Origin of the sequence: Mediterraneibacter sp., assembly GCF_030825015.1 — a bacterium.
In the GTDB taxonomy this organism is placed as follows: Bacteria; Bacillota; Clostridia; order Lachnospirales; family Lachnospiraceae; genus Mediterraneibacter.
The window spans coordinates 1-7,836 of sequence record NZ_JAPJQP010000012.1; the positions used below are offsets into that span (position 1 = coordinate 1).

Annotated in this window: 3 protein-coding genes and 1 tRNA gene; all 4 read right to left on the reverse strand. The window is 43.3% G+C overall.

Features of this window, described 5'->3' with window-relative positions; translation table 11 throughout:
* Positions 1-139: 139 nt before the first annotated feature.
* Positions 140-211, reverse strand: a tRNA-Glu gene (locus RCH61_RS06660).
* Positions 212-440: 229 nt separating this feature from the next.
* On the reverse strand, positions 441-6,002 hold the full coding sequence (locus tag RCH61_RS06665) for a beta-N-acetylglucosaminidase domain-containing protein (RefSeq protein WP_178007128.1): 5,562 nt from the start codon (positions 6,000-6,002) through the stop codon (positions 441-443).
* A gap of 228 nt (positions 6,003-6,230) precedes the next feature.
* Complete coding sequence (locus tag RCH61_RS06670) at positions 6,231-7,061, reverse strand: histidinol-phosphatase HisJ family protein (protein ID WP_178007126.1); 831 nt, start codon at positions 7,059-7,061, stop codon at positions 6,231-6,233.
* A gap of 225 nt (positions 7,062-7,286) precedes the next feature.
* A partial coding sequence (locus tag RCH61_RS06675) for an Ig-like domain-containing protein (RefSeq protein ID WP_306480227.1) occupies positions 7,287-7,836 on the reverse strand: 550 nt, incomplete at its 5' end.

Genomic DNA, 7,836 nt, shown 5'->3' on the forward strand with positions numbered 1-7,836 from the left:
GGTGAATCAGGGTGTTGCAGACCCACGCCTTACCACTTGGCTACTGCGCCTTATTATATATATACTGCACATCTCTCCTGATTATGCACAGTTTTATCATTCTTTACCATCTATGCTTTGATTGGTTTTGAATGATAAATGACCCCGACGGGAATCGAACCCGTGTTACCGCCGTGAAAGGGCGATGTCTTAACCGCTTGACCACGGGGCCATTGTTTTTAGATACTGCTGTAGCAGAACCGTTTTTAATATTATCATATAACTTTTATAATTGCAAGCTTTTTCTTACTTATTCTATAAAAAATTTCAACAAAATTTAAAATCCATTTTTTACAGCCTCAAAAAAACAGAGAAACTTATCAAAAAGGGACATGACCGAAATCATGCCCCTTTAGGTTTCAGCAGTTCACATTATCAAACTGAACGATTGAACCGTCGCTTTATTTTCTCTTCTTCACTCTGACTGCAGAAACTCCTGCAAACATTGCCGCTGCCATAAGCATCATCATGAACAATGCTGTAAACGGTGTCGCATCGCCTGTCTGCACAGCGCCCGGTCTCACTTCAGGAGTCTCCGGTGCTGCCGCCGCTTTGCCTTCTTTTGTCTTTGCTTTTACAGAAGCTGCCGCAGATTTATTTCCTGCTTTGTCAAACGCCGCAACTTCAATCTTGTACTCTGTATTCGGCGCCAGTTTTACAATCTCTGCTGTAAGAGCATCGCTGTTTACCGTACCGATTGTTTTTCCATTTACAAAGATTTCATATCCTGCAACTCCTACATTGTCTTTGGATGCTTTCCACTCGATCTTAACTGTCGTATCTGTTGTATCTGTTACTTTCAGATCAGACGGTGCTGACGGAGCTTCTTTATCCGGATTTTCCGGATCCGGGTTCTCCGGTTTTGTAACTAACGCTTTCTCTGCTTTTTCAAAAGCTGTTTTCAAGTCTGCATATTCCTCAGCAGAAACATTTGTCAGATCACGTTCAAGAAGCGCTTTCAGATTATCGTATGCTTCTTTATATGATTTATATGTCTCTTCTGTATATTTAGACTCGTCTTCCAACTGAATTCCTTCTATGTACGCTTTCAGTTCAGCTTCATTTGCTCTGAGAACAAGTCCTTTCACTGCCGCATCAAGATTCTTGATCGCATCTTTCATTTTCTCTTTGTCACCGCTGTTAAGCGCTTTTTCAGCTTCCGCTGTCTCTGCCGCTAAGTTCGCATAGCTGTCTTTTGTATAAGTATCTTTTTTCTCCTCATACGCTTTTGCCGAAGCGATCATCGCGCGAAGCTGTTCCTCTGTCTGATCCGGTTCTGTGATTGTTTTCAATCCTTCTTTTGCCGCCTTCATTTCCTGAAGCGCCTGTGCAAATTCATCCGGATGAGCCTTCGGTTCCCGATTGATCAAAGTATCCAATTCTGCTTTCTCTGCCACAAATTTATCCCAGGATTCTTTTGTGTATACTTCATACGGTTTCTGTGTTGCATCGATCAGATCCTGTGCAGACTCTGATTCCAGAATTGCCAGTTCCATATTTGTCGGATCATATACAAGCGCCGCTTTCGCCGCTTCCAGATCTGCAAGCACTTTTTCTACATCAGCAATCGATGTGTTCTCCACATTTTCTGCTGCCGCAGCCGCTTCAACTGCATTTAACGCAGTTTTGTACGGACGCCATGTTCTTGCCGTATAGTCTTTTGCATCTTCATCTTTCAGCGCATCTTTTAACGCTGCCTCAAGCAATGCTGCATCGCCTTTTAATTTTTCTTTATCGCCGTCTGCAACTTTCGCATTCTTGATTGCCTGAACTGCACGGTCTACACTTCCCTGACCTGCTCCGACGCTGTCGTTGATTGCTTTTCCAGTCTCAACAGCAGCCTTATATGCATCAGCGCTGTCTTTTGTCCACTTCGATGTATCAAGTGTTTTCGCTTCTTCGATCAATGCAGCCAATTCCGCTTTATCAACCGAAGTTGCGTCTGTTTTCGTGATGAACATTTCTGTAAGGCCGAGTTTTGTATTTTTCCACTCAATCTTAACATCAAGAAGAACTGTGTCTGCCGGAAGAACATATTCATTCACTGTCTGTGTCAACGTTCCGACTTTCTGCCATTTTTCTGCTTCCGCGAATGTTCTTACACTTACGTCTGCTTTTGAAATCGCGTCCGCTCTCTGAATGATCTTGATCATGTTGCGGTTATTGTCATCTGACACATGGTAAACAAGTGATCCGCTCTCTTCTGCCGGAATGAATGCTGTCGCAAGATTCATATCTGACAGATAAGAGAATCTTCCGTTCTGTGTATCAAGACATGAACTTTCATATGTCGGATCATTCTCGCTCGGAACATACGCTCCGCCATTGATCTCAAGCTCGCTGAAACGAACCCACTTATCAGAACCTACTTTTGTTCTTGTCACCTCAAATTTCAGGTAACGTGCATCTTTATTAATATCTTTCACTTCTTTTGTATTGTAAGAAGTTTCATGATTCGGAAGTACAGCGCCGATCTCATCTGTATTCTGCGCCTCTCCTTCATTCGGTCCATCCTGTGAACCAAGCGTCATAATCTCTGACCATGTCTCTCCGTCTGTAGAAACAGAGAATTTACCATGTCTGATAAAGTCATGTTCTCCATCCTGACAAACAGCCTTGAACGTATCAAAGTGAATGGTCTGTCCGAGATCATATACGAACCAAACACCTGCATTCTGAGATGTCTGATAAACAGCCTCTGTCGTTCTGTCTCCATCGAACGCTTTCTCAGGATCTGTAATCGTATAGTTACCACTCTGTGAATGCAGTGATTTCCCTTTAAACTCTACTGTATTTACAGTGAACTGTTTCAGGTTGAATGTTACATCATCATTTGTTTTGTTGATCAATCTGATGTATCTTGCATCTCCCGGTTTCTTTGCATCATATGCTGTCCACTCATATGCATTGAGAGACGTTTCAAGAGTAAGCTTATCTGCATTCTCCAAGTTCTTCTCGATTGCTTTAATCTCATGGATGCGGTCTAATTTCAACCCGATATACTGATCTTTCTTCAATGTAATATCATTCTTTGCTTCAATCTCAGCGCTTTCATCCAAAATGTTCGCTTTGTACTCTTTGTAAGCATCTACGTTTGTATAAACTTTCGAGTTGAACCATACTTTCGAGTCAACATCAAATTCTCTGATTGCAAACCAGTTTTTCTGCTCTTTATTTTGTTTAATCCGAACATACTGCGCCTGAATATTCTTATCGGATACGTCAACCTCAATCGTGCGTTTATTCTCAAACGTAGCAATCTTCTCCCATGTATTCCCATCGTTCGACCACTCGAGATCACAGTTCGTCATGTAATCTGCATGTGTATCATTATTTCCCTGAACGATCTTGATCTTGCCAAGCGTGATCTTCTCGGACAGCTTCACTCCGAAATAATCGCCTGCGATCATAGAATCTGGGTTTGTGGCGGCACCCTGTCTTACGTTGTAATGTACGCTTGTACTCTCATCTCCGTCGATGGCATTATTTTCATTTCCATTGTTATAAACAGTCCAACCATCTGTTGTGCGGATCACTTCTTTCGTAAATGTATCTGCCGCTCCCGGCTGCACATCTACTTTGAACTCACGCATGGACGGCCATTTTCCAGAACCGCCGACTCTTGAACACTCGTAACGAACTGCCGTTACTTTTTCAATTTCAATTCCTGCTACATTAACATTCGTCACATACGGACCGTACTCTTTTCCGGCTTCTAATTCTTTCCATTCGTCAGAACCTTCCGCCTTATATTTCAGTTTCGCATATCCGAACGTGTCATCCGGCTTATTGCTTCCTGCGCCGTTCTCGATATGTACTCCGTAAATCGTCGTCGGTCTGCTGAAGTTCACCTGATAATACTGTCCTGCTGCTTCCTCGCCGTTATACCACGCATATGTTTCACTGCTGCCGTCAATAATATCGGCCGGTTTACCGCTCTGCCATGTTTTGAAGCTCGCCTCTGCCGTAATCTCCAGCGGTCTTTCTGCATCGCCTGCCACATAGTCGTTCATCGGGCCTGACAATGTTGCTTCCAACGTTTTTGCCAGCGGAATCAAATGGGTAGATCCCGGAGTTACAACTGCCGGAGACGCGTTGTACATCTCTTTTGTATAAGTCTGGGACGACGCATAGCTTCCCGAACCTGCCGTATACAGATCGAAAGCCGCTCCCATATTGCCTTTTTGTCTCGCATCCTGCGCCTGTGCAAAGGCACGGATCGCCGTACAAAGATCTTTTAAAGAACTTGTAAACGGAAGGATCTCCGCCTTCATTGCATCATTCATGCTCTTTGCGTGGAAGCCGTCGCATGCTTCGATGATCGTTGTCATCTCTGCGATCAACTGTGAAGAGGTTGCTTCGTCAACTGTTCCTGCTGCAAGCTGTGTCTTATATGTATTGATCAATCCCTGAATCTCTTCAGACTCCGGCAATACAAGACCATGACCGTTCGGTTCCGGATTGGACATATGTTTTGCAAGCGTATGCAGCTCCTCAGATGCATTCTCATCGATATACGGGAAGGAATCCGCCCAGCTCTTATCCATGTCAAATCCCGCGATATTCCAGCTGTAATCTGCAACTGCAAAGATCGCCGGTTTCGATACTTCTGACTCCTGCATCGGGTTTGTCACCGCACCTGCAAGGTCGTCCGGATTTACATCCGTTTTAAGCTGAACACCTTTACCCATCATAAGACGTCCGTGGTTAATGTCGTTTACAGGCCAGTTAAGCCAGAATAGTGGGGCACGACGTTCGCCATTTGTCGCCTTATATGTCCTGAAATGATCAAGTGTTTTCTGTTCGATCGGCTGACACACCGCTTCACCTGTCCAGAAGATCTTAACATCTTCCGGGAAAGATTTATCATACTCATTCAGTTCTGCATAGCCCGAACCTGACTCCTGCCAAGAATGGTTATATCCTGCAGGACAGAATACAGTATCGTATACATCGCCTTTTCCTTTTGCCCATTCAGATACTGCCGTCATCATCTGAATAACGACCGCTCTCGGAAGATTTCCAACGTCGTCGCCAAGTACTCCGAACTGACGAACTCCGGCATCATACAGTTGATCAAACTTACGAAGAAGCGCGTTAATCTCTGCGTCCGCCTTGCTCTGATCAAATCCTCCCATAAACGGATGAGCTGTCCATACGAAACGGCACTTCGAATCATTTCCGACTTTTACCATTTCTTTGATCTTCTCCAGCTCCTCTAGCGGATATAATTCACGCCATTTTCCTTTGTGATACTCATCGTCCTTCGGAGCAAAGATATAAGACGTCATCTTGAACTCTCCTCCGAATCTCATAAGAGACATTCTGTCTTCGTTAGACCACGGAAGTCCGTAATATCCTTCGATAAATCCACGGATATTTACATCCGCATAATCTCTCATCTCAAAGTTGCGGATCGTCGTTCCATCCATCTGATTGAAAATATGTTTCAAAGATGTGATACCATAAAATACGGCATCTGTATCCAATCCGAGGATTACGATCTCATCTTTATTAGATGCAAGGAAATAGGAGCCATAATGGTCAAACAATGTCTCATCTACTGTGTAATGTTCTTTTACATACTTATCTACATATCCGTTGGAACCGTAGATACCTGCAAGAATATTCGTCTTACCGTCAACTTTTGCATCTGTAACGGCAGCGCTTTCACTCTTGCCTTTGATCGAAAGGACTTCTGTCATTCGATTCTTTGTTGCTTCATCAATACCGGAATCGTAAACAATGTTTACGTCCTTAATGATAAACTCGCCATCTTGATAGGTCATCTCATGGGGAGTCGGATAGATCTGATACTCCACCCCTGAAGCTTCTACAGTCTGCCCTGTATCAGCTTCTTCCGCCTGTATGGTCAGCGCCGACGGTGCAGCCGATGTAAGCACAACCGCTGCCGCAAGCAAACCTGCCCACAGACCTCTTACTGTTTTCATTCTCTTTCTCATACATTTCCCTCTTTTTTTCTGGTTACTATAGTTGCCCACTATTCCTATTTTCTTATGATATCGCACTTTACTACCCAGTTATTTGCACTTTTTAACACCTCATTTGTAATTTATGATAGTTTTCATTTCTTATCCAGCAGTCCTTTGTGCAATATGCGCATTATATTTCAAACCTTTTGTACACATTAACCAATTCTAACTTTTTACCATTTTCTTTATAATTTATTTTTATAAATCATGAAAGATCGGCGACATTTTTTCATAAGTACAAAACTGCGTATATCCTGCTTTTTTCAGCATTTCCTTTGTTTCTTCTATATAAGCGCCCAAGTGTTCCGGTTTATGGCTGTCGCTTCCTATTGTAATGATCGTTCCTCCAAGTTCTCTGTATAATTTTAAAATTTCCGCTGAAGGCGTCGTATCAGAAAGACCATACCGATAAGACGATGTATTGACCTCTATTCCTTTTCCATCCGCTATAACAATCCGCAGGATCTCTTCTACGATCGGTTTTATCTTTCCAAACGGATACACGCCTTTTTCATCGTAACGGGCGATCAGATCCATGTGCCCCAACACGCTGTAATCCTTGTATTCCCGAACAACTGCCAGCATTTCCTCATAATATTTTTCATTATATTCCTGCTGTGTTTTCCCTCTTTGAAAATCCTGTGTCCAAAACTCTTTGTCTTCCACCTGATGAATAGAAAGAATGATAAAATCAAACGGATATCGTTGAAACAATTCCCGGTACTTTGGAATTGTATGTGTCTGGATGCCAAATTCAAGACCTGTCCGAATACCGATCTTGTCCCCATAACGGCGCTGCATTTCCAAGATCTCTTTCATGTATTCAGGATAATCCACATTGGCAAGCGGCTCATTATTCCGATATTCGATTGTATGTCCACTGTCCCAATCCCATTTCACACCATAATCAACATGATCTGTGAAACAAATTTCATCTAACCCTGATTTTATCGCGTCTTTAACAACATCTTCCATACGATAAACAGAGTCGTCGCTGTAGCTCGTATGCACATGATAATCTGCCTGCATGTTCTTCTCCTCCTATATCTTTCTTTTAAATTCCGGTTATCTGCATCCGTTTCCTTTTACTATTTTATCACAGCTCGAACGAAATGTTTCTTTTATCCCATAAATTTTCATATGACTTTCATTCATTTTATATTGTTTTTACGCTAAAAAGGATTGCCGCTTACACACGGCAATCCTTTTCTAAAAATATCAATTTTTCATTTTAAAATTTTTCTCTGCGTATTTCTACTTATACGTTCTTTTTTTTAACACTACAACCGCTGTTCCCGCTGCAAGTACAAGCACAAACGGGAAGAACGGAGTCGCCTCATCCCCTGTCTTCGGCGGATTCTTTCCGTCTGTTTCCGGTGTCGGCTGCGGCTGCGGTTCCGGCTGCGGCTGCGGTTCCGGCTCCGGCTGCGGTTCCGGTTCTGGTTCCGGCTGCGGTTCCGGCTCCGGCTCTGGTTCTGGCTCTGGTTCTCCTTCTTTTATTACTGTGACTTTCACCGTACCGGTTACAGTTACCGCGTCTGCTCCGCTTCCCTGTGTTGCCGTCACTGTAATCTCTGCTGTTCCTTCGCCATTTGCCGTCACTTCTCCATTGATATCGATCGTAGCAACATTGTCATCCGAAGAATTGATCATAATCCGAACATCTTCTGCACCTTCCGGTTTCACCTTCACATTTACCGTTGTTGTCTCACCGACTTTCAGTTCACTCTTTTCAAGCGATACTTCTATGCCTGTAAGGACCGGTTTCTCCGGCTCGCTTTCTTTTGTCACCTTCACTGTCACC

Excerpts from the sequence above, each read along its gene's own strand:
- RCH61_RS06665 (WP_178007128.1), bottom strand. The coding sequence starts at position 6,002 with ATGAGAAAGAGAATGAAAACAGTAAGAGGTCTGTGGGCAGGTTTGCTT.
- RCH61_RS06670 (WP_178007126.1), bottom strand. The coding sequence starts at position 7,061 with ATGCAGGCAGATTATCATGTGCATACGAGCTACAGCGACGACTCTGTT.